19 protein-coding genes are annotated in these 21,096 nt (G+C 61.9%); 9 read left to right on the forward strand and 10 right to left on the reverse strand.

Going from position 1 to position 21,096, the window contains the following annotated elements; translation table 11 throughout:
* The first annotated feature begins 23 nt into the window (after nt 1-23).
* Nucleotides 24-800: an RAD52 family DNA repair protein gene (locus tag KBZ14_RS06065; RefSeq protein WP_255117425.1), complete on the forward strand. Its 777-nt coding sequence runs from the start codon at nt 24-26 to the stop codon at nt 798-800.
* Nucleotides 801-852: 52 nt separating this feature from the next.
* Here KBZ14_RS06065 and KBZ14_RS06070 read toward each other — a convergent pair whose 3' ends face one another.
* Complete coding sequence (locus tag KBZ14_RS06070; RefSeq protein WP_255117426.1) at nt 853-1,773, reverse strand: Abi family protein; 921 nt, start codon at nt 1,771-1,773, stop codon at nt 853-855.
* Between the two features lie 183 nt (nt 1,774-1,956).
* Between KBZ14_RS06070 and KBZ14_RS06075 the strand changes: the two genes are divergently transcribed.
* Genes KBZ14_RS06075 through KBZ14_RS06090 form a run of 4 tightly spaced genes read left to right on the forward strand, consistent with a single transcriptional unit; the run spans nt 1,957 to nt 3,267 of the window.
* The gene (locus KBZ14_RS06075; protein ID WP_255117427.1) at nt 1,957-2,241 is read left to right on the forward strand and encodes a galactose oxidase; all 285 of its coding nucleotides are present in this window, start codon (nt 1,957-1,959) and stop codon (nt 2,239-2,241) included.
* Between the two features lie 7 nt (nt 2,242-2,248).
* A complete protein-coding gene (locus KBZ14_RS06080; RefSeq protein WP_255117428.1) occupies nt 2,249-2,536 on the forward strand; it encodes a DUF1651 domain-containing protein in 288 nt (95 codons plus the stop codon).
* A gap of 56 nt (nt 2,537-2,592) precedes the next feature.
* Nucleotides 2,593-2,835 carry a hypothetical protein gene (locus tag KBZ14_RS06085; protein WP_255117429.1) on the forward strand — a complete coding sequence of 81 codons (243 nt, stop codon included), beginning with the start codon at nt 2,593-2,595 and terminating at the stop codon, nt 2,833-2,835.
* Nucleotides 2,836-2,844: 9 nt separating this feature from the next.
* Entirely contained in the window at nt 2,845-3,267 is a 423-nt protein-coding gene (locus KBZ14_RS06090) for an NUDIX hydrolase (protein ID WP_255117430.1), read from the forward strand.
* Between the two features lie 122 nt (nt 3,268-3,389).
* On the opposite strand, the gene KBZ14_RS06095 is transcribed toward KBZ14_RS06090, so the two are convergent.
* Genes KBZ14_RS06095 through KBZ14_RS06105 form a run of 3 tightly spaced genes read right to left on the reverse strand, consistent with a single transcriptional unit; the run spans nt 3,390 to nt 4,710 of the window.
* Nucleotides 3,390-3,824, reverse strand: coding sequence for a hypothetical protein (locus tag KBZ14_RS06095; RefSeq protein ID WP_255117431.1), 435 nt, complete (start codon nt 3,822-3,824; stop codon nt 3,390-3,392).
* Complete coding sequence (locus KBZ14_RS06100) at nt 3,821-4,432, reverse strand: DUF4236 domain-containing protein (RefSeq protein WP_255117432.1); 612 nt, start codon at nt 4,430-4,432, stop codon at nt 3,821-3,823. Before KBZ14_RS06100 ends, KBZ14_RS06095 begins: the two co-directional genes overlap by 4 nt.
* Nucleotides 4,381-4,710 (reverse strand): hypothetical protein, encoded by a 330-nt coding sequence (locus KBZ14_RS06105; protein WP_255117433.1) that lies wholly within the window; start codon nt 4,708-4,710, stop codon nt 4,381-4,383. Before KBZ14_RS06105 ends, KBZ14_RS06100 begins: the two co-directional genes overlap by 52 nt.
* A 185-nt stretch (nt 4,711-4,895) precedes the next feature.
* Here KBZ14_RS06105 and KBZ14_RS06110 point away from each other — a divergent pair, with 185 nt between their 5' ends.
* On the forward strand, nt 4,896-5,450 hold the full coding sequence (locus KBZ14_RS06110; RefSeq protein ID WP_255117434.1) for a thermonuclease family protein: 555 nt from the start codon (nt 4,896-4,898) through the stop codon (nt 5,448-5,450).
* Between the two features lie 63 nt (nt 5,451-5,513).
* Here KBZ14_RS06110 and KBZ14_RS06115 read toward each other — a convergent pair whose 3' ends face one another.
* The 3 genes from KBZ14_RS06115 to KBZ14_RS06125 form a co-directional block, all read right to left on the reverse strand.
* Nucleotides 5,514-5,978 (reverse strand): hypothetical protein, encoded by a 465-nt coding sequence (locus KBZ14_RS06115; protein WP_255117435.1) that lies wholly within the window; start codon nt 5,976-5,978, stop codon nt 5,514-5,516.
* 941 nt (nt 5,979-6,919) lie between these two features.
* Nucleotides 6,920-7,819, reverse strand: coding sequence for a hypothetical protein (locus KBZ14_RS06120; protein ID WP_255117436.1), 900 nt, complete (start codon nt 7,817-7,819; stop codon nt 6,920-6,922).
* A 198-nt stretch (nt 7,820-8,017) separates the two neighbouring features.
* Nucleotides 8,018-10,216 carry an AAA family ATPase gene (locus tag KBZ14_RS06125; protein WP_255117437.1) on the reverse strand — a complete coding sequence of 733 codons (2,199 nt, stop codon included), beginning with the start codon at nt 10,214-10,216 and terminating at the stop codon, nt 8,018-8,020.
* 127 nt (nt 10,217-10,343) lie between these two features.
* Here KBZ14_RS06125 and KBZ14_RS06130 point away from each other — a divergent pair, with 127 nt between their 5' ends.
* The 3 genes from KBZ14_RS06130 (at nt 10,344) to KBZ14_RS06140 (ending at nt 19,215) form a co-directional block, all read left to right on the forward strand.
* Nucleotides 10,344-11,258, forward strand: a complete 915-nt coding sequence (locus KBZ14_RS06130) for a hypothetical protein (RefSeq protein ID WP_255117438.1) — start codon at nt 10,344-10,346, stop codon at nt 11,256-11,258.
* Nucleotides 11,259-11,373: 115 nt separating this feature from the next.
* Complete coding sequence (locus KBZ14_RS06135; RefSeq protein WP_255117439.1) at nt 11,374-14,289, forward strand: DEAD/DEAH box helicase; 2,916 nt, start codon at nt 11,374-11,376, stop codon at nt 14,287-14,289.
* 3 nt (nt 14,290-14,292) lie between these two features.
* Nucleotides 14,293-19,215 (forward strand): Eco57I restriction-modification methylase domain-containing protein, encoded by a 4,923-nt coding sequence (locus tag KBZ14_RS06140; protein ID WP_255117440.1) that lies wholly within the window; start codon nt 14,293-14,295, stop codon nt 19,213-19,215.
* A gap of 97 nt (nt 19,216-19,312) precedes the next feature.
* On the opposite strand, the gene KBZ14_RS06145 is transcribed toward KBZ14_RS06140, so the two are convergent.
* From KBZ14_RS06145 to KBZ14_RS06155, 3 genes are read right to left on the reverse strand one after another with little or no spacing between them, the layout of a single operon-like run.
* A complete protein-coding gene (locus KBZ14_RS06145; protein ID WP_255117441.1) occupies nt 19,313-20,185 on the reverse strand; it encodes a hypothetical protein in 873 nt (290 codons plus the stop codon).
* A gap of 19 nt (nt 20,186-20,204) precedes the next feature.
* Nucleotides 20,205-20,663 (reverse strand): helix-turn-helix domain-containing protein, encoded by a 459-nt coding sequence (locus KBZ14_RS06150; RefSeq protein WP_255117442.1) that lies wholly within the window; start codon nt 20,661-20,663, stop codon nt 20,205-20,207.
* An 8-nt stretch (nt 20,664-20,671) separates the two neighbouring features.
* Nucleotides 20,672-20,968, reverse strand: coding sequence for a type II toxin-antitoxin system HigB family toxin (locus KBZ14_RS06155; protein ID WP_255117443.1), 297 nt, complete (start codon nt 20,966-20,968; stop codon nt 20,672-20,674).
* Nucleotides 20,969-21,096: the final 128 nt, after the last annotated feature.

Consider the following 21,096-nt stretch of genomic DNA (forward strand, 5'->3'; position numbering starts at 1 on the left):
CCTTCTCACATCGCAGCATTCCCATGGCCACCGCTGTCTTCTCCCCCGAGCAGCTCGCTGCTCTCAGTGCCCCACTCGATCGCGCCAAGGTCCAGACCCGCAGCCAGGCCGGCCGCTCTCTGGCCTACCTGGAGGGCTGGCAAGCGATCGCGGAGGCGAACCGCATCTTTGGTTTTGATGGCTGGCAGCGCGAAACCATCGCCGTGCAGTGCGTCTCTGAGCGCGAGCGCACCCTTGGCAGCAGCAGCCGTGCCGGCTGGGGTGTCACTTACACCGCTCGCGTTCGTATCCGTGTCGGGGATGTCATCCGAGAAGGCAGCGGTGCCGGCCACGGCATCGACGCCGATCTGGGCCAGGCCCACGAATCCGCCCTCAAGGAGGCTGAAACCGATGCCATGAAGAGGGCCCTAATGACCTTTGGCAATCCGTTTGGTCTGGCGCTCTACGACAAGCAACAGCGGGAGGTAACCAGCTCAACTGCTTCCGCACCAATCCGCCACGCACCAGCACCTCAGCGCACCACCACGCCTGGCGAGCCAACAACAGAGGTGGGCCTGGAGCCCCTCGATCCAGCAACCGTCAAGCAGATCCTGGCCACCGTGCGGGGATTGCCCCGCCCTGCTCTGGAGCGCTTCACCAAGGCATTCCGCAAGCGGTTCCAGGTGCCAGCCGAGGCCGCTTCAATCGCCGATCGAATCTGCCAGCGGAGGCATCACGAATGGATCGAGACCTTTCTGGTGTCGCACACCGGCGACAGGCATCCCGTGGTCGCTGCCGGAGCTGCGTCAGAGGCCAGATGAGCGGACCCGAAGTGGATCCACCTCCTTGGGCTATGGGCGTAAACGGGACCGCTCAGCTCCAGATCTGTTGCTGTTGCCAGCCCACAGGGCAGCCCATGGCTTCTTGCTGCTCGCTTGGCATGGGTGAAATGACTTTCGCCATGCGCGATGGCCAGGTGCTGAGAGGCGCAACCTTTCGCACAATGATTGCCATCACGACAAGGTAGTTGTACAAATTCTTGGATGGCTGGACCCCTTCTCCGTCAACATCCTCCAGCACAAGGAGGTGCTGGAGCTTCTTGATCTTTGGGAGCCGCTTGACGATGAGACGGTTCCAGAGCCTGCCGTGGTGGGCGCTGATATTTCTGAGCAGATTCAGGGAGTGCAAGACACCATTCAGCACCTGGGCCGACGGCGTTCCCAGGGATCGCGCCACCTTGGTCTTGCTGTCCAGTTCTGTTGCCTCAATCCAGGTGCGCAGTGTGCCAAGGGAAATCAGCTCCGTCATTGCCCAGATCGGAGGAAGCTCGGGCTCTGAGTAGGTCTGCTGGTAATGAATCACGAAGGTTTCATTGCTTTGCTGCAGTTGATCGCGCAGCTGCTTGATCTGTTTTTCGTGATTAAAGTCAGGCCTGAATAGATGCTGGTCAAGGTAACAGTGGGGGCCATGCTTGATGCTCAGCTCTTGAACCCAAGCTGATCTGGCGGCGATTTCGATTCGCTCAATGGCGTCAATCACCAGCAACCGAATCAGACGGTCCCTGTCATAGAGCTCAATTACCTTCTCAAGACTGGAGCCAGGCTTGAAGCGGTGGCTTCTGGTCTCCCCTGGAGCTGGAGGTTCTTCAAAAAACAACCAATACGCGCTCAAGCGGTAGTAGCCGATCAATTCGAGAGCATTCAGCGCTAGGTCGTCTGACCCAATCAGCAGGCCTCGATCGCGTAACTGCTGGAGCTGATCGGAAATGTTCAGCGGAGGCTTGGAATACCTCAACAAGTGTCCGCTGGGAATAGTGACCCTCCTGTTTGGGCATGCCGGAAGCCGGCAGAGGCCTGGAGGGTGTTGCTCCCAGAAAAATAGCAGGCTCGTCAACCGCCTCGAGGTCGGCCCAGCAAATCTGTGGCAGCCAGAAGACTGGAGGCGTGCTAGTACAGGTGTACGCATCTGGAGCGGTTCATGGGTGTCCACCTCCCACGGCCTGCGGCCCTGGCCGCCCGGCTTGAAATCCCTATCGAAGAGTGGCGTTACCTCGATGAGGCCGTGCTGCTCAAGACCCGCAGCCGCAAGGTCTGCATGACCTGCCATTGGTTTAGGCATCACGCTGGGGTGAACTGCATCCCGGTGCTCACCTGCCAGCTGCACCAAGGGCTGATCGCCCACGGCGAGCACCTCACCAGCCGCTGTCAGGGCTGGACTGATGACATGACGCACAGCCGCGGCTGGGCACCGGAGGTGGCGTGAGCGGCCGATGAATGTCACGGACAGGACCGGCCGGCCGCCGCTCTCCCCTCAGGAGGGCTGGATCAGTGATGGCTGCCAGGTGCTGCACTTTCGGCCGCGCCGCTACGACCATTGGAGCCAGAGCCTGGAGGTGACGCTGGGAGAAGTGATGACCAGTGGCGAGCCGCCGCTGCTGAAACGCCGCAAAGAGCTAACGCGGGAGCAGGCGATGAAGCTTTGGGCCCAGAAGCGCCAGCAGGGCTGGCAGGTCTGCAAACCGCAGTGGACGCCGCCACCGCTGCCGCCCAGAGCTTGAGTGAAACCACCGCACCCGGATCGGCCCGCCAGCATGAGGATGGCTGTGATGACACCATGCTTCTGAACCCTTTCTGCCCGTTGAGCATCGCCAAGGTTCTGGCCCTCAAGACCACGGTGCTGCTGCTACTCACCCTTTTGATCAAGGCCAGGGTGCAGATCGCGGCCGGCTCGGCTCTGGGGTTTGTTCTACTGCTGCTGCAGACCCTGGTGTTTCTGGCCATCAGCGGTGGCTTGGTTCTAGCGGCTGGTGGAGCTGCGGTCTACGCCACGCAGCGGCGTCGGCCGGCAGCAGCCTGAGGCAGATATATGGCTGTTGAAGTCGCCCTGGCAATGCTGCAGCGGGATGGCCGCTGGCTGATGCAGCTGCGCGACGAGATCCCCACGATCGTCGCGCCCGGCTGCTGGGGGCTTTTTGGTGGGCACCTCGATCCGGGCGAAACGCCGGAGCAGGCGCTTAGGCGGGAGCTGCTGGAGGAGATCAGCTGGCAGCCCCTCGCTGTGGAGCTGGTGATGGTGCATCACATCCACCGGCGCACGGCCCACGTGTTCCGAGGCGAGCTGTCCGTGCAGCTGGAGCAGCTGCAATTGCTGGAGGGCCAGGACTTGGGCTTGGTGAGCCCGGAGGAGCTGCTTGTGGGATCGATCTGGAGCACCAAGCTCGGCAGCCATCGCCCCCTCGCCGATGGACTGCTGGAGGTGATGCAGCACGTCCTCACTAGGCAGGAGTGAGCACAACAAAGCGCGGTGCGTTGGCCCCGGGCGTTTTCCTGCTCAGTAGTGGTTTTTTCCCGAGGGATCGGGCCTAAGTGGGTCGGACGCAGCTGTGCGTGGGCTTGTAAGTGGCAACCGCATCACTCCAAATCCACCAGCTCAAACTCCACAGCCAGACGCACCACCTCCTGGATGCGCTCGGTGATCTCCAGTGCCCGTGATTGTGCAGTGGCGCCATCGAGGTCTTCGCAGACGTAGCTGCAGACCCCATCCCAGCTCGCCACCAGCTCCAGCTGTTCCTTTGCCTCACCGCTCAATCCGGTGGCTTCAATCACCTTGGGCACCAGATCGTGGTCCCAGATCAAGGAGCCCCAGCCACTCTCACTCAGCAGGTTTTCGCGCATCAAGCGCAGGATCTCCAGCACCATGGCGGCCGAACCCCCATCCGCTTCGATTAGGGCGTCGATCAGGGCATGGCCGTGGAGGCGCAGCCAGGCTTGGTCGCCTGGGCTGCAGCGCACCGCCTCAGCAAAGTCCCGTACCAGTAGCGGCATGGCATCGAGCTCAACGCTCATCCCACTCTCCGCTGATCGGCGCTCAACCGCTGCGCCAGCTGCACCGCCTCGATACAACGCTGGGCGCGGCGTTTGGCATCGTCCTGGCCCTGGGCTCGCAGCAGGTAGGCCTCCATCGCCTCATGCGTCTCGATCAGCGCCAACAGGCCCGTGGTGCGCGCAGAGAGTGAGCCATCTGCGAGGAGGCGGCTTATCAGGCCGTGCTGCCAGAGCTGTTCCCCGGTGGAACCGGGAGCGAACAGCTCTCTGTGCAGAACCTCAAGCAGCGACTGCTTGAGGGCATCGAGTTGGCCGGGCCGCAGCCGGCGGCTGTTGGGTAGACCCGCTGCAGGGCCAGCAGGGAGCGCAGCGGGGTGATCAGTGGTGTGCTCCACACTCCAGCTCAGGCCGGTGCCCGGCAGCCCCACGGTGGTGCGGGCCCCGCCGCTGCGGCTCACCGGGATGTTGAACGAGGCTCCCCTGCCGCCAACGGAGATCGAGCTGAGGCCCCCCTTGCTGAAGTTGAAGCGCAATGGGCCCAGCCGGGCGGAGCGGCGGAAACGGAAGCCCATGGCGATCAGCGGCTTTTGACGCAGTAGCCGTTTGAGCCGTACCAGCCCAGAGGGCACGACTTACCCACCTTCTCGATGGCCTCACGGTCGTTGCTGGGGCTGCTGACGCAGTAGTTGCCCGAGCCATAAAAGCCGAGAGGACAACTGTTGCCGCTTTTCTCAATGGCGCCAAGGGTATTGCCGCCACTGCTCGGCACGCAGTAGCTCCCGGAGCTGTAGTAGCCCAGCGGGCAGCTTCCCACTTTTGGGAGAGGGCGAATGGGCTGCTGGGCTAGGGCGCTGCCGGCTGCAAGAGCCGCCAGAGCAAGGGGGATCAGCAGGGGAGTGCGGCCCATCGGAGGCAGAAGCAGAGGTCCAGATTGGCCTGAATCACACCAGCCCGCCCAGACGATGCAGGGGCTGCATGGAAACGGCGCCGGTGCAAACTCCGGCGATGGTCAGACGGGTTCTGCTGGGTGTCGCGCTCTGGGTGTCCTTGGCCGGGCCAGCTGAGGTCCATGGCCAAAGCGTCAGGGCCACCGTGCTTTCCATCGGTGACGGCGACACGATTCGTGTGCGCCAGGCCGGCCGGGCTCTGACCGTGCGGTTGGCCTGCATCGATGCCCCCGAGACGGCCCAGAGCCCATACGGGCAACAGGCCCGCACGTATTTGCAACAGCGGCTGCCAATTGGCCGGGAGGTGACCCTCGATGTGAAAACCACCGATCGCTACGGCCGATCTGTGGCGGAGGTGATCAGTGACATCAACCTCAACCTGGCGATGGTGGAAGACGGTCAGGCCTTTGCCTACCGCCAGTACCTGGGTGTTTGCAATGCCAAGGGGTATCTGGATGCCGAGCACCGGGCGAGCAGGCGGCGCTCTGGCATTTGGCAGGTGCCAGCTGGCATCACTCGACCGTGGGACTACCGCCGCGCCCGCCGTTCAGCCTCCATCGCCGATGGAACCACTCCCGGGGGGCGCCGTTACCGCTGCAGCGAGATCGGCGCCTACGACCGTGCCCAGGAGCTGTTGCGGCAGGGGCACAACTATCTCGATGGCAATGGCGATGGCGAGGCCTGCGAAAGCCTGCGCTGATCGCATTGCTGCAGGCCCCCTGTTCGGGGCTGCCTGAACAGGGGGATCTGACAGGGATCGCCGCTACGGGAAGTGAATCCACATGGCCGTCGGGAGCTTGAGATCACGGGCCTGCTTTGCCACGGTGGTGGCCAGGTCCGTGAGGGCAGAGGCTGCTGAACCTGTGCACGTCGGAGCCGTGCTGCTCGCTGGCGGATCTTCCTCTGCAAACAGTGGATCTGGCAGTCCGTCGAATTCCATGGACGACGACGAACAACAGGTTTCATCGCAGCTGTCGCTGGTCTCGATGGTCTGTTCTGCCCAGGGCCTGAGCTTCAGTCCGCTGCGGGTTTGCAGCAGGTTGACCTCGTGGCCTTCCAATTCGCTGAGCTTGTCGAGGTCGCCAAAGAGCTTGCTGCAAGCCAGTGCCGTATGGGTGTTGCCGGCAGGATCAATCATCAGAGCTACGGCATAGGGATCTCCGTAGGGCGATGTGCGTTGATACAGCACCTGATGCAGCAGGCAGCGGGTGGGAAAAGGCTCAGTCATGAATTCCACCTCCAGTGAATGCAGTGCCGTACTGAGCAGCAGCAGCAGAAACGATGCAGGCCACACCAGCACGATGCCGGCTGGGTAGAGGTGGATTGACCAGCTCTGACAGTTCTGTCAAGGGGCTGAGGTCAATTGCTGAGATGTATCGCGAAAGGGGTAAAAAAGACGGTCTGTGGGTCACCATGAATCTGCTGACAGAAAGCAGCACCCCTCAAGGGGAGGCCCAGGGAGGTGATATTCCCTGGGCCTTTCTTTGCGAAAAGCCCGGGTCTCCCCGTGTCGCCCGGCCAAGACCGGGAGTGCCACCCCTTGCCAAGGCGCCCATCAGTTCTATCAGCACCGGTGGGGGCCTGAACCAACCGCCACCACCACTGGTGGTGTCAATTCCCAACCAGACCCTGAAGCAAAGCTTAAATATTTGGCGGGTGGGCCTAGAGTCGCGCGCTGGTGATTTCCTGGCGCGAGTGTCTGAGGGCTGCGCACCACGGGCTCGTATGACCAAAAATAATCGACACTTTTGAGATCAATTGCAGTGCAAGCGATCTTGCTGTCTTCTCGCAGGTCTCATTCTGAGTGGGTGTGGCGATTGTGAATCTGGCGCGGCGCGGTAATCAGGTGTCGGCATGGGCCATTACCCCTGGCCAATCGCGAGATTTCCATGCCGTTTGTGCATCGTTGTCTGCAGTTGCGCACGTATAGCTGCGCCCCTGGCTGATTGGTGAGGTTCGGTATTCACGCTCTCTCGTAAGTGCTGGCCCTCGATCTAGGTCCAGCGCCTGCGGACTTCAGGCTTCAATAAGTCGTTGTGCCTCGTGCCAGCTCTGTGGTGTCAGCAAAGTGATGCAGGTTTTGCATCATTTCCATGGCCAGTTCCTGCGCCTCTGTTGCTCAGGCTTTTGTCTGGGGTGAGAGGCGCTGCCGATGCCGGCGCTGATCGCTCAGCATTGTTTCAGCGTCTGTGCCTGCTGCTTGTAGGTCGCCGCCCATTGCCTGAGGCCCGGCTTGGAATCCAGATAGGCCTGCCACTGCTGGTCGGTCGATTGGGTAGCCAGGTCTTGCATGGGCGGCAGCTCCAGCTTGCGGCGCAAGGCATTGATGTGCTCAACCATGCCCGTGTAGGCGGCACTGTCTGGATTGCCGCTGAGCTTGATGGTTGAGCACCACGGCTTTTTGTTGTTCACCACCAGAAGCGGTTTCTTCAAGGTCTCCAGCTCAAGCAGCGATTGCTTGAGTCCGGCTTCGTAAAGGGGTTTGGTGGTTTCAGGTCCGCGCCTGGTGCCTGCAGCCAGCCCCGTGGAAAACCGCAGCAGCTCCATCGCTGGCCTGGGGCTTTCGATGGTGGCGAAATCAAGGCTGACATCTTTGCCGAACCGATCGATGGTCTCAACCTGAAAGCCCGTGATGGTGTAGTTCTTCACCATGAACGGGGCCGCCAGCATCATCGGCCAGAAGAACAAGGCGCCAGCAACGGCAACGCTCACGGCGCTGCTGGCGTCGGTTCCTGAGCCTGCGTTTGCCGATTTCCAGCTGATGATCTCGACTGGTTTCAACACCAGGCTTTCTTTGTTCTTGCCGTAATCGAGCGTGATCTCACTGCCGTCTTTGGAGAGCAGCGTCAAGCCAATCTGCTTCCCGCTGGTTGGTTCAACCGTCAGGAAGCCAGGCCGGGAGAAGGGATAGGTGGGAGGCTGCAATTCATCCGCTTTTTTCTTGGCGGCTTGGGCCTTGGCCGGGTCTTCCGCGCAGCGGGCTTCTTGGTCGGGGGTGAGTCCGCGACCCGGCGGATACTTGCAATACAGCGGCATCTCGTCCGCCAGTACTGGAAGCTGGCTGCTCAATAGCGCAGCTGCGGCGAACAGGCTGAGCGGACCATGCTTTGACTTCACGATGCAATTGCTCCTGTTGGCGACGGCTGGGCTCAGGCCTTTATGTAGACGCTGGCGTGGGCCATTCAGGAGCGCGGTGATGAATGGTTGTAGCCATGCGAAATCCGCATCGAAATAAGACCTCTAGAGGTCGTGTTGGGGCAGGCTTGATTACAGCAACCGCCTCTCTTTGCGCAGGCGATTTACAAATTGAGTCGATTGAGAGGGCTGGTCCTCGGTATTGGCTGGGCTTGCTGGCCCACCATTGGCCTCCATCGCTTCTTGGCAGCGCCGCAGCAGCTCCTGTCTAAGGGCATCGGGTTGTTCGATGCGGATGCCGCCGCCAAAGGCGAACAGCCAGCTGCGTAGGTCGATGTCGGCGGCCAGGGTCCAGGGCGGTAGATCCAGCTCCACCGGGTAGGGATGGCTGGAGCTGACTGGGCCGGGTTCGAGCAGGTGCGGGGCCTTGGGGTGGTGCCACCAGCTGTCTGCGGGCAGGGGTTTTGAAAAGCGGGTGTGCTCGATTGGGTAGCGCTGCAGGCCCTCGCGGATGAAGGCAAAGGCCCAGGGGCTGCAGCAGAAGCGCAGGGTTTGCAGGATCTGGTTGCGCCGCGAAGCTGAGCTACTTGCCACCGCCAGCTGCTGGTCTATGTCACCGCCGAAGTAGATGCCGCCGCTGTGGTGCAGCAAGCGCTCCAGCCGGTTGATGGCGGCGGCGTGCTGCCCTGGGGAGCGGCGTAGATCGCCATCAGTGCGGGGCATGGCGAGGCGATCGAGCCGTTCGCTGCGGATTAACCCCTGCTCACGGCCGATGTGGTCTTCCTCGAATAGCAAGTACCAGCCCACGTTGTGGAAGATCAGCTGCAGGGGCCACACCCGCAGCTCGCACCCGGGGCTATCGGCAAAGCCGCCCACGCCGGGGTAGCGCTGCAGCAGCACGCGGCGGTGCTCCACGATCGCCGCCTCGATCGCCTCGGCGCGGCGGGGTGCGGCCAATGAATCACGGCGCACCAGCTTGGTGTCGACGACCGCATGGCGGGCATAGCTGCGCACTGGTGGCAGCCCGTCGGCGCTGATGCCGGCCCAGCCCAAGCGTTGATCGAGCTCTGCCAGCAGGTCTTGAGCGGATGGATCGGCCAGCTGGCCTGCCGCCTGCCGCACCACGTTGTGCACCTCCTGCAACCGGGGCGGCGAGAGCACGGCGGTGCCCAGGCAGTAGCCATGGCGCACGTTGTCGTGGCGATTGCGGAAGCCGTAGGGGGTGAGCAGTTTTTCGAGGTCCTTGCGCAGGGTGGCGGTTTCGCCGCTGAGGTAGGCGCCGGGGATCGTTTCTGTGGCTGCGATCAGGTGCTGATGCAGGTTGCTGCCGCGCTCGGCTGGCCGATCAAGGGGCACCTGCAGCAGGTGGCGCAGCAGGGTCATCACCCGCACGAATACCGGCCCATCGCCCATGGGCGGGATCCCGCCATGGATGGCTCCGGCGGCCCGGGGCGCTGGCGCCAACTGAATCGGCGTGGTGGAGGGAAGCGCGCTGCAGAAGCCAGCGGCTTCCAGCCAGGCCAGATCAGAGCGAATGGCGCTGACATCGGCAAAACAGGCTCCGTGCAGTTTGCCGAGAAAGGCCGCCGCCCGATCGGCCAGATCGCCCTGGGGCAGGGGCGAAAGGATCGCGTCGAGCTCTTCTGCGCTGGCGGGGTCGGTGGCGGCCAGATCGGGCCAGGTGCTCAACAGCCGGATCAGGTGAAGCAAGCGCTCGAGATCGAGCAGGCGCGAGTAACCATGGCGCTGCAGCCTGCGCTCGCGGTTGGTGGCTGAGCGAATGCGCTGATCGAGGCCGGCCAGTTCGGCCTGCAGCACTGGCACTAGATCTTTGTGGTGGCTGGGCACCACGGCGCAGAGTGCCGCGAACCCTTCCGCCCGTGATGGCCCGAAATGGGGATCGGCCAAAGCGGCGGCCATCTCCTGGATTACCGGCACCGGTACCGCTCGCTTGCGCTTGGCGTTCCAGGCGAGTGAGGTGGGCAGGTCGGTGTAGAGCCACCAGCCGATCCACTCCACAGGTGCCGGCAGGGGTAGGGCCTGGGTGATCGCCAGCCGCCAGGCGCGGCGGGCATGGGTGGCATCCACGATCACCGGGATGCCTGCGGCCACGCACTCTTGGATGCGCTGGTGCAGCCGTTGCTGGATGTCGATCCAGGGCCCCTGCACCGCCGCATCACCAAATATCTCTGCGCGAATCGCGTCGGTGGAGAGCAGCTGGGCTGGGGGATCACCCGGGCCCGTGAGCAGGGGCGCCAGGGCCTTGGCCAGGGTGGTTTTGCCGCTGGCGGGCTGGCCGATCAGCAGGTGGCAGCGCAGCGCAGGCGGCATGGACAACGGCAACTGAGGGCGCACATTCGCAGGCGCATCCTGATCCGCCTGCTGCTCTTTCGCACGAAAAACAGCTCGGTTTGCGATTGCGGCGCTGACGCTGCAGCCAGCAACGCCCAAGTTCGCCGTGGCCCCATCCAGCAGTCCTGCTTTCAGCAGCCCTGCCCTTAGCAGTTACGCGCCACCCACGGCGCTGGCGGACCTGCACATCCTCGACTTTCTTGAACTGGCCGGATCCCAGGCCAAGGCGGGCATGGCGCTGTCGATGCACCAGAGCACCGTGAGCCGCAGTGCACAACTGATGCGGGCGCAGTTTCGGTTGATGCCCCGGCAGGGATCCTCGGTGTGCCGCCATGGGCACAACCCCTGCCTGCAATTTTTGCGGCTGGCCTCCCGCGAACACCGCTTGATGGAGGGCCTACTGCGCATCGGCACCGATCTGCTGCACCAACGGCTGCTGCAGAACTTGGCTGGGGTGCAGCTGGTGCCACCGCGGTTTCGCAGCGCTGGGAACTGGGCGGAGTTGGTGCGTAATGGTCTGCTGGATGGGGCGCTGCTGAGTTCGTTCGGCCTGGAGGGCAGGCTGCTTGCGGGTCAGCTGCCGCAATGGGAGGGGCTGGTGGTGCTGCCGCTGGGCCAGCTGCGCCTGCTGTTGGTGGCCCCTGTGGCGACGGTGGCTACGGGCCGCCGGGTGCTGCTGCCCCGCAGGGCTGCCGCCCCCCTGCTGCATAGGGCGGTTGCGGCCCAGGGCTATGGGGTGGAGCAACAGCCAGCGGCCTGCCAGGAGCTAGAGGCGTGGATCAAGCGGGCCCGCGACCGCCAACTGGCGCTACCGATCTGCCCGGAATTGCTTGAGCCGAGCTGGGTGGAGCGGCATGGCTTGATGCCCCTGGCCGATCAACCGCTGCTGGAGGAGCAGCTCTGGCTGCTGCTGCCCGAGGGAGCAACCAACGGATCCGCTGCCCGTGGGGCAGTGCGGGGGCTGCTCCAGCAACTGCGTATCGCCGAAACAATGCAGGATCCGCATGAAACCCAGCTCTGATCGGCGTTTCGGTGGGTGCGGATTGGCTGCAGATGGAAGCAAAGCCACGCAGACTTGTTCCACACCAAACCGCGCTTTTCGTGGGCCCTGCTCCCTTCAGCACAGCCCCCCTGTGATGCCAGAAGCCGTCCTCGCCCCTGGAGCCCGCATCGAGTGCCGCAGCGCCGAATGGCTGGTGCGCAGCCTGGGCCGCAGCTCTGACGGCCAGCAGGTGGTCGACGTGGTGGGCGTGTCGCCATTCCTGCGCGAGAAGGAGGCCCGCTTCCTGGTGGAGGTGGAAAAGGCGGCAGGCAGCTTCAAGGTGCTGCAGCCGGAAGACACGGCTCTGGTGAGCGACCCTTCGCCCCGCTACCGCGACAGCCTGCTGTTCCTCGAGGCGCACCTCCGGCGTTCGGTGCCCACCGACAACGCCCTGGTGGTGGGCCATCGCGCGGCGATGGATGCACTGCCCTACCAGCTGGAGCCAGCTGCCAAGGCCCTGGCCATGCCCCGCCAGCGGCTGCTGATCGCCGATGCGGTGGGCCTGGGTAAGACGCTGGAGTGCGGCATCCTCTGCAGCGAGCTGATCCGTCGCGGCCGGGGCAAGCGGCTGCTAGTGGTGACCACCAAAAGCATGCTGGTGCAGTTTCAAAAAGAGTTCTGGACACGCTTCTCGATCCCGCTGGTGCGGCTGGATTCGGTGGGCATTCAACGGATCCGCGAGCAAATCCCCACCAACCAGAATCCGTTTCACTACTACGACAAGGCGATCGTCTCGGTCGACACGCTCAAGAACGACCGCGACTACCGCTATTACCTCGACAACGCCAACTGGGACATCATCGTGATCGATGAGTGTCAGAACGTGGCCGAGCGGGCGCGAGGTGCCCAGAAGAGCCAGCGCGCCCGGCTGGCGGAGCGATTGGCAACCCGATCGGAGACATTGCTTCTCCTGTCGGCCACACCGCACGACGGCAAACCAGAGAGCTTCGCGAGCCTGATGAACATGCTCGACCCCACGGCGATCGCCGATCCGAGCAAGTACACCAAGGACGACATCAAGGATCTCTACCTGCGGCGCTTCCGCAAGGACGTGATCGCCGATCTGCGCAACAGCGTCAAGGAGCGCGACACCGCCGATGTTGAGTGCCCGGCGAGCGAGAGGGAGGAGTGGGTGTTCGCCCTGCTCAAAGACCTCAAGCTCCCCGACAGCGACGCCAAAGCCAAGGCCGGCCAGCTGTTCAAGACCACCCTGGCCAAGAGCCTGCTCTCCAGCCCAATGGCGGCGCTGGAAACGGTGCGCAACCGGCTGAAGCGGCTTGCAGCTGCTACGACACCGGCCCCCGCCGATCAAGCAGCCCTGCAGGAGCTGGAGCCCTTGCTCGCCGCCATCGGCCCGGTGGAGTTTTCCAAATACCAGTGCCTGCTTCAGCTGATCCACGCCGACTGGGGCTGGAACGGCAAGGACCCCAGAGACCGGATTGTGCTGTTCACCGGCCGCCGCGAAACCCAGCGCTTCCTGGTGGAGCACCTGGCAGCCGATCTGGGCCTGCCGGCAGGCGCGGTGGTGGGCCTCGATGGCGCCATGCCCGATGTGGAACAAACGCGGGTGGTGGAGCAGTTCGCCCAAGAGAAGGAAGCGGTGCGGATCCTCGTCGCGACTGAGGTCGCATCCGAGGGCCTCAACCTGCACTACCTCAGCCACCGGCTGGTGCACGTCGACATCCCCTGGTCGCTGATGACGCTGCAGCAGCGCAATGGCCGCATCGACCGCTACGGCCAGGCGCAGCAACCCCAGATCCGCTACCTGCTCAGCTGCTCCCGCAGCGAAGGCATGGGCGATGCCGAAAAGGTACTGCGGTTGCTCAAGCGCAAAGACGAGCAGGCTCAGCAGAACATTGGCGATCCGGCGGTGTTTCTCGGCGTCTACGACGCCGTGGGCGAAGAGGAGGAGATCAGCAAGGCCTTTGAGAGCGGCACGGTGGAAGCGCTGGAGCAGCGCATGGATGCCAACGCCCAGCCCTATCTGGAGCAGGGCAGCGGCGACAACCTCTTTGAAGAGCTCTTTGGCAGCGGCCCATCAGACGGCGCAGACATAACTGCCGACGCCACTCCTCCTCTTGAGGTGCAGCAGGGCCAGCCCTTCAGCCTGTTCCCCAGCCTCTGGACCTACGTGGACACGGCCCTCGAGGCGGTGGGCGAGCAGATGGAGCGCCGCGCCGAAAAGCTCGATCTCCGCGCGGATCATGAGCAGCAGCGTCTGGAGATCACACCGCCCAGCGATCTGCAGCGCCGCTACGACCGCTATCCACGGGAGCTGCAGCCACCGCGGGGGCAGCGCCTGGATCTCTCCACTGAAGTGGCGGCACTGCAGCGGGCCCTTGAGCAGAGCCGCCGGCAGGATTCCAGCCGGCCCGAGCTGGAATACCTCTGGGATCTGCACCCGCTGGTGGACTGGCTGGCTGACAGGGGCCAGATCACTTTCCAAAGGCACTGCGCACCAGTGCTTCGGCTGAGTGATGGCCTGGAGGCAGGCGAAGTGGTGATGGTGTTTCAGGGCACGATCCCCAACCAGAAAGGCGTGCCGGTGGTGCAGGAGTGGGTGGCGGTGCGCTTCGCCGGAACGGGTCTGAATGTGGAGGCTGTGGAGCCCTTTGAAGCGGTGGCCGAACGCTTACAGCTGGGCCGCAAGCCCTATGCCAACCCCAACGCCGCGATTCCCGAGCATCTGCGTAAGCAGCTGCCGTATGCGGTTCGCAAGGCCAATGACTACCTGATGAGCTGCGCCGATCGGTGGACGGCTCGCATGCAACCGGAATTGCAGGCCCAGCGGGAACGCCTGAAGCGATTGCGAGGCCGCCAGGTGGAGCAGCTGCAGCTCAGCTTCGCGGCGGATCAACGGCCGCAGCAGATCAAGGAGAAACGGCGCCTGGCCCAGCAGAAGGCGATCGACGTGCGCTTCGACGACCACGAACGCTTTGTGAATGAAGTGATGACCATCGAACCCGCCCCCTACCTGAAGGTGGTGGCCGTGCTGCATCGGGAGGCTTGATCCATGGCACTACCAGGCATCAGCAACGCCAACGAGTTCTATTCCGCCCACTACCTCGAGAGCGTTCTGACGAACGACATCAAGAAGGTGCGCGAGCGCTGGGCTGAGGAGGCCACGGCTCAACTCCAGGCCGATCCCCTTGCCGATGTCTCCACACCGGAGGCGCAGTTCAAGGCCCTGCGCAAGCCATGGCAGAAACTGCGGGAGGCGGAGCTGGGCATCACCGGTGATCCCGCCGAGCGCCTGAGGCTGCAGCGGCAGCTGTTCTTCCAGCCGCTGTGCGAGGCCCTGGGCTACCCCTACGCCCCCAAGGCGGAGCCCGTGTTAATCGGCGGCGAGGCGTATCAGATTCCGCTGCTGGCGGAGGTGAGCAACGCCAAGGGTGAGCCGTGGCTGTGGGTGGTGGAGTGCTTCAACCCCAGCGATGAGCCGGCCGATCCGCTGGAGCTCACGATCGCCACCAGCTGGGCCTGCCAGATCAACGACCCTTCCCTGGGCACGGTGCTCACCGGCGGCGATGGCCAGGGCAGCGAGAGCTGGGAGGAGCTGATCAGCGAGCGGGTGTTTGGCCAGGAGATCCCGCCGCGCTGGGTGCTGGCGGTGAGCCGCGACCAGCTGCTGCTGATCGATCGCCAGAAGTGGGCGGCTTCAAGGCTGCTGCGCTTTGAGCTCGACACCCTGCTGGGCGACAGCAATGCCGATGCGCTGCTGGCGGCCGCCACGCTGCTGCACCGCGAGCACACCTGCCCCAGCGGTGGTGGCACGCCGTTGCTGGATGAGCTGGATGAGAACAGCCACAAGCACGCCTATGAGGTGAGTGGCGACCTCAAGTACGCCCTGCGCAAGTCGATCGAGCTGCTCGGCAATGAGGCGATCCACTGGCGCCGCAGCAAAAACGAGGGCGTGTTCAAGGGCAAAACCGACGCCGACCAGCTCACGCTCGAGTGCCTGCGGTTTATGTATCGGCTGCTGTTCCTCTTCTACATCGAGAGCCGGCCGGATCTGGGCTATGCGCCGATGGGCAGCGATGTGTATCGGCTCGGCTACAGCCTCGAAAGCCTGCGCGACATGGACACCGCCGAGCTCGGCAGCGAGGAAGACAAGGAAGGCACCTACATCAGCGATTCACTCGATCGGCTGTTCCAGATGATCTGGGAGGGCTACCCCAAACGCGACGACGCCACCGCCCAGCTGCCATTGGCGGACAGCGATGATCCGTTCCACGACAGCTTCCGGCTCACGCCGCTGAAGGCACACCTGTTCGATCCCGAGCGCATGCCCACGCTCACGCGCGTGCGCTTCCGCAACGTGGTGCTGCGCGAGGTGATCGAGCTGATGTCGCTCACCAAGGAAGGCAAGGGCAAACGGCGGGGGCGGGTGAGCTACTCGCAGCTCGGCATCAACCAGCTCGGCGCTGTGTATGAGGCCCTGCTCAGCTTCCGGGGCTTCTTCGCCGAGGAAGACCTCTATGAGGTGCAACCCGCTCCAAAGAAGAAGGCCGCCAGCAGCGATGACGATGACGACCTCGAAAGCGAGGGCGACGGCGCCGACGAGGCAGACGACAACACCAAAGCCAGCGGCGCTGCCCACGACGAGCTGGAGGTGGGGCACTTCGTGAGCGCCGAGCAGCTCAAGGCCTACAAGGCCGAGGAGATCGTGCCCGATGCCGGCACCGGCAAACCGAAGTGCTATCCCAAGGGCAGCTTCATCTACCGCCTGGCGGGGCGCGACCGGGAGAAAAGCGCCAGCTACTACACGCCCGAATCTCTCACCCAGTGCCTGGTGAAGTACGCGCTCAAGGAGCTGCTGCCGGGCAAAACCGCGGCAGACATCCTGACCCTCAAGGTGTGTGAGCCGGCGATGGGCTCAGCCGCGTTCCTCAACGAGGTGGTGAACCAGCTGGCCCAGGCCTATCTGGAGCTGCGCCAGCAGGAAACCGGCAAGGGCATCCCCCACGAGCAGTTCGCCACCGAGCTGCAGAAGGTGAAGATGCGCCTGGCCGATCAAAACGTGTTCGGCGTGGACCTCAACCCGGTGGCGGTGGAGCTGGCGGAGGTGAGCCTGTGGCTCAACAGCATCTTTACGCCGGAGAACGGCCGGGCTTTTGTGCCCTGGTTCAGCCAGCAGCTGGTGTGCGGCAATTCGTTGATCGGGGCCCGCCGGCAGATCTACCGGCTGAACCAGCTGCCCACGGGCACCGGCCGCAAAGCGAAACCCAGCAAGCTCTGGCATGAACACGCTCCAGAGGAACTGGCCTGGGATGCGGAACTCCCGGGCGACGCCATCTTCCATTTCCTGCTGCCCGATCCGGGCATGGCGGCTTACACCGACAAGGTGATCAAAGAACTGGAACCCGAGGCGATTGATCGCTGCAAGCGCTGGAACAAGGCGTTTGTGGGTGAGGCTTTTTCAGAAGCCCAGATCGCCCACCTGCTGCGGCTGAGCAAGCTGGTGGATGCCCTCTGGAAGGATTGGGCTGAGCAGCAACGGCAGCTGCGCCAACGCACCACCGATCCGCTGCCGGTGTGGAACGACCCCACCGGAGCCGAGGAGGGCGACTGGACGCCGCTGAAGCTGAAGGACCGCATCCAGGAGCAGGAGGTGCTGGGCCGCGATGTGGCCAACACCAATGCGCGCCTGCGCTTGAAGTGGGCAATGGACTACTGGGTGGCGCTGTGGTTCTGGCCGATTCGCCAGGCGGGGTCGCTACCCAGCCGCGACACCTGGCTGCTGGAGCTGAGCATGATCCTGGGCGACCTGGAGCAGGGGGTGACGCCAGAGCTGGGCCAGGGAAATCTGTTTGCCGACACGCAGCCGCGCCAGCTGGCGGTGGATTTCTCGGATCGCCACGGGTTTGTGGATGTGCAGAAGCTCAAAAGCGAATTCGAGCGCCTGCGCCAGGTGGAAGCGGTGGCCCAGCGCATCCGGCCGCTGCACTGGGATCTGGAGTTTGCCGATTTACTGGCGGCTGGCGGCTTTGATCTGATCGTGGGCAACCCGCCCTGGTTGAAGGTGGAGTGGGAGGAGAAGGGCGTGATCGGCGACACCGACCCGATGGTGCTGATCCGCAAGGTGAGCGCCAGCGCGCTGGCCAAGCGCCGCGGTGATGCTTTTTCAGGCCACCAGGATCTCCGGGAGGCTTATCTGCAGGAGTTTGAGGGGCAGAACGGTAGCCAGGCGTTTCTCAATGCGCAGACCAACTACCCGCTGCTCAAAGGCAGCCAGACGAATCTGTTCAAGTGCTTCCTCCCGCAGGCATGGCGGGTGGCGTCATTTCAAGGGGTGCAGGGTTTCCTGCATCCGGAGGGGGTCTATGACGACCCGAAGGGCGGGGAGCTGCGGGAAGTCCTCTATAGCTGGCTACGTTGTCACTTTCAATTCGAAAACGAGTACAAGTTATTCGCAGAAATACATAATACTGTCAAATACAGCATAAATGTCTACCAAAATCCTGCCCAGAGATCACGCCATATTCGCTTCGTCTCTATAGCCAATGTCTTTGGCGCTTCAACACTTGGCGAATGCTTCAGTTCTATTGAAACTGGTTTAGTTCCAGGAATTAAAGATGTCAATAGCCGCTGGGAGCTGAGAGGTCACCCTCAAAGAATATTACCCGTTGATGACCAGACACTAAGTCTATTTGCTCGTCTCTACGATGAACCAGGCACCCCATGTGCCCAAGCACGTTTACCGGCAGTTCATTCGCTGCAGCTGCTCAATGTGTTGGAGAAGTTTGCGGATTGGCCGATGCGCCTTGGTGAGCTGCAGGGAGAGTACATCGCATTAGAAATGTGGCACGAGACTAATACGCAGAAAGAAGGAACAATTAGACGAGAGACGTCCTTCCCTTCGGACCCGTCGGAGCTAATTATCTCCGCCCCTCTGCTCGGTGTTGCCAACCCCTTGTATCAGACGCCCAAAGCAGTTTGCAACACCAACAGATCTTACAAAGGGCTAGATCTTGCCTTCATACCAGATGAATACCTTCCCAGAACGAATTATCAGAGGAATGTAGCAACGGCGAAATACCGCGATCGAATGCCGGATGTTCCATGGGACCCCGGCAGAAAAGTCGTTGATTTAACAAGGGTTATTGCGAGACGAATGCTTAGCCAGTCAGGAGAGCGGACTCTGATAGCGACGCTGCTTCCAATGGGTGCAGCACATATAAATACTGCTTTTTCAATTGCATTCCAGGATGCCAGAAAAGCATGCGCAGTGGCTGGACAAATGGCTTCGTTGCCAATGGACTTTTTTGTAAAGACAACAGGAAAGGCTGATTTTAGAAATGAGATAGCTCGCCAACTGCCCTTCCTTAAGACATCTGGGAATCTTCTGGTGCGCACCCTAGGGCTCAATTGTCTCACCAGCCACTATGCCGATCTCTGGGCCGAATGCTGGGATGAGACCTTCGTGCAGCAGCGCTGGGCCAAGCAGGATCCCCGGCTGCCATACAGCTTTTTCACCAACTTGTCTCCCGGCTGGCAGCGCGATTGCGCCCTGCGCAGCGATTACGCCCGCCGCCAGGCCCTGGTGGAACTTGATGTGCTCGTGGCCCAGGCCCTCAAGCTCACCCTCGAAGAACTGATCACCATCTACCGCGTGCAGTTCCCGGTGATGCAGCAATACGAACGCGACACCTGGTACGACCGCAACGGCCGTATCGTGTTCACATCCAGCAAGGGGCTCACTGGTGTGGGGTTCCCGCGCAAGGGTTCAGGGCGTGGGGCGAACAAGAGCACGGGTTGGGAAGACATCCAGACCATGACCTCCGGCACGGTGTCGCGCACGATCATCGATGCCACGCTGCCTGGGGGGCCGGTGGAGCGCACGATCACCTATGAGGCGCCGTTTGACCGGTGTGATCGGGTGGGGGATTATCGGGCGGTTTGGGAGTTTTTCGAGCATGCAGACCAAATGAAGTGACAACTAATGCAGAGCACTTTCTGGTCATTCTTGCATTATTAATGCAATCAGGTCCGTTCGCTACTGCGTCCAATCTGCTCCGTCAATGATAATTGCTTCAGGAGTCTTTCAGCATGAACTCCAGGATTCTACCGATCGATTCTCTAAAATGTGATTCAAGAACAATATCGCCCATCCTCTTCTCGCTTGCCGCCCATTCTCTGAAGCATTTTGCTCCTTTTACGCCTGATACGTAGAGGATTGTTCCCCTAGCCGTCGCGAGAGGCTCCCAAATATGCCGATCTGGTGCATGAACACGTGCGCCAATAACAGAGACTCTATCTGCCTTCTCAACAAGTGCTTTGAACTTTGCGCGTTCCCTCTCGATATAGTTTGCGCCACTCACCGTGAACTTGCTAGGCTCATAATAGGACATGACTGGAGGGAAAACATTTGACGCCTTCTCTCGTATAAACTCTCTTCTATCGTGAAAATATCGGACCCGCCCTGATGTCGCAACGTGGCCGCTATAGGTTACTCCCCTGTTGCCCGAGACGTTGTCGCAAAAAAGCGCCGCGTTGCCATGGGGGAGGCACAAAGAGAAATGTTTTTCATCAACACCAGAGAAGTCCCGAGCTTGAAATAGCAGCGTCTCATAATTAAGCGTGGCAAATGCAATTCCCTTGATGTGTTGTTGCAGCCCCCTGATCAAATCAACATATGCACTTGTGGGTGTCACTTGAAATTCCCCATAGAAGAAATCTGCCATATCCCATTGATACGGTGCCGCAAAGTCGCCTTTAATTAAAAATGAGCTCATCGCGGCTTCGAAGTTGTCGCGAAATCGCTCAGGCCAGGGAGGTAGCAATGAGCCCCAGGTGTCAGGAGCAAACTTGGCTAGCTCATCAAACAGCTGCTCACCAAGAGGCGGGACTCGACCTTCTAGTTCGGAGCCAAAGCTTGCGCCAGCACCAAATAAAATTACTTTCATGTAGGCCAGTCAAAAACGACTACACCGACACGCGGGGCTTCACTCGTTTCGCCCGAGTCATGGCAATGCCACGCCCCCGCGAATGCCCTGTGGGTGTGAGGCCCTGGGCTGCAGAGCTCCCTGTGCGACGAATCAACACATCAGCCGGTAGGTCAAACTTCTCTACCAGCTTTCGGATCATGGCCAGCGTTAGCGAGCGCTGGTTGTTCATCACCTCTGAGATACGCCCGCTGCTCCCGATGACTCCTTCTAGATCTTTCCTCGACAGCCCGCGTTGCTCCAGTACAAATTCAATCGCTGCAATGGGCTCAGGTGGGCTGATGGGGTGATGCTTGGCCTCATAGTCATCCACCAACACAGTCAGCACTTCAAGCCGATCCCGTTCAGGGCTGCCTGATGCGGCATCCAGGCAGCGATCAATCTCTTGAAGGGCAAGCTCGTAATCGGCTTCGTTGCGAATGGGTTTGATGGGTTGCATGGGCTGTCTCAGATTGTGGATGCGTCGATCTTGTCGTATTCGGCGTGGCTGCCAATAAAGCGGATGTAGACCGCTCGAAACTCGTATTCAACCTTGACGACAAGCCGATACTTGTTGCCACTGATGTTGAACACCACCCTGTTATTGGCAAGAAAACTGGCGGTTGAGAATTTGGCCTTGATCTCCTTGGGATGACTCCAGCTGGCCGACTTGACCAGAGCGTGCCAGGACTTGAGGGGTTGTTCGGCATCGCCATGGCCTGACTCCCAGAACCGCACCAGGGTTCTCTTGGCGATGACGCGCACACGGCTTTGCGGCTCCTCCCATTATGGGAGGAAGAGGCCTCGCTGCCGAGCGGGCTCGGAGTATGCATGGAATGCATGGTTCAGAATCGTTGGCAGCACTGAGATCTCGCCTAGCCTGAGGGTGCAGC

The sequence above is a fragment of the Synechococcus sp. HJ21-Hayes genome (assembly GCF_024345835.1).
Classification (GTDB): domain Bacteria; phylum Cyanobacteriota; class Cyanobacteriia; order PCC-6307; family Cyanobiaceae; genus Vulcanococcus.